4 protein-coding genes are annotated in these 2,766 nt (G+C 38.2%); all 4 read left to right on the top strand.

Annotation, left to right across the window (positions count from 1 at the left end; translation table 11 throughout):
• Positions 1 to 167 precede the first annotated feature (167 nt).
• The 4 genes from F0226_RS22180 (at position 168) to F0226_RS22165 (ending at position 2,516) form a co-directional block, all read left to right on the top strand.
• Positions 168 to 563, top strand: coding sequence for a DUF3465 domain-containing protein (locus tag F0226_RS22180; protein ID WP_171737659.1), 396 nt, complete (start codon positions 168 to 170; stop codon positions 561 to 563).
• Between the two features lie 166 nt (positions 564 to 729).
• The gene (locus tag F0226_RS22175; RefSeq protein WP_171737658.1) at positions 730 to 1,056 is read left to right on the top strand and encodes a hypothetical protein; all 327 of its coding nucleotides are present in this window, start codon (positions 730 to 732) and stop codon (positions 1,054 to 1,056) included.
• 193 nt (positions 1,057 to 1,249) lie between these two features.
• Positions 1,250 to 1,615, top strand: coding sequence for a hypothetical protein (locus tag F0226_RS22170; RefSeq protein WP_171737657.1), 366 nt, complete (start codon positions 1,250 to 1,252; stop codon positions 1,613 to 1,615).
• 37 nt (positions 1,616 to 1,652) lie between these two features.
• Positions 1,653 to 2,516, top strand: a complete 864-nt coding sequence (locus F0226_RS22165) for a hypothetical protein (RefSeq protein WP_171737656.1) — start codon at positions 1,653 to 1,655, stop codon at positions 2,514 to 2,516.
• Positions 2,517 to 2,766 lie beyond the last annotated feature (250 nt).

The raw sequence follows: 2,766 nt of genomic DNA, 5'->3' as shown, positions 1-2,766 counted from the left end.
GAAGATAGGCGAGTAGCCTCAACATAACAAACAATTTAAGCGTGATTCCCCACGCTTGGCATTTTTGGTTTGGGTTTAGTTTAGTGTTTACGGTGTCCAAATTGAGTGCAGTGGCAGCGTGGCTCACACCTTAATTGGGCGTTATGTGAATTGGAGAAATTGAGTATATGAAGAAGTTTATCGCTATATTTATAGCAGTCTTGTGCCTAACTTCCCTTGGTGTTCAAGCAAATGATTATCGGTTAAAACAAGCCTATGAAAATCATCAAAGTGATGTCCAAGTTCAAGGTTCAGGTACAGTGCTCAGTTTGTTACGTGATGATAACGAGGGAAGTAGGCATCAAAAGTTCATATTGAAATTGAACAGTAAACAAACTTTACTTGTTGCTCATAATATCGATTTAGCTCCTAGAATCCCAAACCTTAGAGTGGGTGATCGAGTTCAGTTTTATGGTGAATATGAATGGAATCCCAAAGGTGGCGTAATGCACTGGACACATCATGATCCAAATAATAGACACGTGGACGGTTGGTTAAAGCACAACGGTAAGAAGTACGAGTAAAATTCACATAACAAGCAATTCAAGCAGACTGTCAACGCGTGGTATTTTCAACTCGGTTTAGTTTCAGTGATTACGGTGGTAAATTTGAGTGTATTTGGTAGCGTTGTCAGCTACTTAATTGGGCGTTATGCTCTATGCTGAAAAGTGGAACTTTATGGAGGTTGGCATGAGTATCAAAGAATCTGATTGGAAAGTTTTCTGCGAAATTAAAAATGAAGCTATTCAGTTGTATTGTACAAGGCAGCTGAACGAAGTCATTGAAACTATTACTGACGAGTCAGAACTTGCAGGGGAAAGGTTTCATTTCATGTGTCAGTATTCCAAAACATCAGAAAAGCAGATGAAGCTTATCTTTGATGGTCATTCTCGGAATAAGGCATTTATTCAGCTCATGCTAATGTGTGAAGAAAAATTGGTTGCACCAGAGCAGTTCGAACGCCTTTCGGATGAATTAAAAAAAGACATTACGTCGTTGTTGGAAAGACGAGCATAACAAAGCGTTTAAGACGGATTCCCAACGCTCGGCATTTTCAGTTTGCTTTGGCTTAAGTGTTTACGGCACAATGCTTTAGGTGCAGTAGTATGCGTTGCTCACCACTTAACGCGGCGTTATGTAAATACAAATACACAAACGGTTTGTAGTTCGGTATAATTGAGGTGTTATTAAACTAGAGCTATGTCATATCATGAAATTCGTCGTTCCACTTACATTGATATCTACGTTATTACTGTCCTCAACGGGTTATAGCGCAACAAAAATTGATTCCAAAAATGCTCCGTTCCATGTGGGTGAAGATGTTATTGCTTGCGGTATTCTTAAAGAAGTTTCGCGCTTTAAGCGAGGAGTGTATCTAAATATGGATAATCGATTCCCTAAGCAATCTGTAACTTTTGTTGTATGGGAAGACGATTTGTCTACCTTTAGGCAAGAACATGGTGCGTTTCAAAGCCTCACTGGTCAAAGAATTTGTGGCAAAGGCATTGTTAATGAGTACAAAGGGCGCAGCCAAATAAGTTTGTATAACGCATTTTCACTGAAGTTAAGTAACTAGTTAAATAGTCTGATTTTTGTATCAAGGTAGTAACGCCATGAGCGAACATGTGTATATCACAAGAAGTAATATGCAGAAACTGGAGTCGTCTGCTAAAGCAAATACACGGAATGTAAGTGAACTTGTCCAATGTTATGATAGTCAGTTGACAAACTTATTATCGAAACCAGAGTTGGAGTTTTTGTCATCGACTAAGCTAGTGCTAGAGACCATTAACGAATCATATGCTTTACTCGAAGTTGAGTATTCTAAACTTCAGATTAAAACTACGCGATTACCACCGAACTCTAGATGGGTTTATCTTGGAGGAGCTCCTGCTTACCACAAAGATAAAAACTGCTCTAGACTGCATCAAGATTATCTGAACTTTGAAATACCGGAAGAGCTACCTGAAAGCCGAATCTCGGAATATAGGAAGTTTTTCATAGATAATCTCTCGCTTTTTCATGAGGACGCGGAAAGGTTTTATGTGCGAATTTCAACGAGATTTGGTTTAAAAACTAGTCAAGTTAGAACAATTCAACACGATAATTCCGGATATAATGAAATGCGTAACTCAGTATTCAATGTGGATCTTGCAACCCAAAATATCCGTGCGCATATAACTAAGATGCTTGATTACAAAAATTCTGATCCTACAGTACATAAACTAATTCACTCAGTTGGGTTTGCTACTCATAAAGCTATGGACTATAAATCCAATAAAAAGTACATAGACTTAGATGGTGATAACCCAGTAAAACAATGGCACCAGCTCAAGTTGCAGCTGAAAACCTTGTTAATAGATCACATGATATCAGTAACGAACCCTGAGCTTGCCTTTAATCAATCAGTGCTCGATACAGCAGGTTTTATTTCTTGCAAAGAGTGTTCGGGTTTTAATAGCACTATTAAACTGTAGTAGTTAAGAAATCGCCTGCATGTAAGTATTTACATAACAAACTGTTTAAGAGTGATTCGCAACGCGTGGCATTTTTACTATGCGTTGCGTTTAGTGTTTAAGGTGGTATGCGTCGGCTTCGGTATTGCGTTGCTCACACCTTAACAGGGCGTTATGTACTAGGAGGTAATTATCGATACTTACATTAAATTGAACTTTAGAAAGTATGTCTTATCTGAGTTTGTATTTATCATAACTTTATTGGGTTTTT

Source organism: Vibrio sp. 99-70-13A1 (assembly GCF_013114625.1).
Taxonomy (GTDB): Bacteria; Pseudomonadota; Gammaproteobacteria; order Enterobacterales; family Vibrionaceae; genus Vibrio.
The sequence above is the reverse complement of the archived record's forward strand: the minus strand, read 5'-3'. Positions and strand labels throughout refer to the sequence as shown.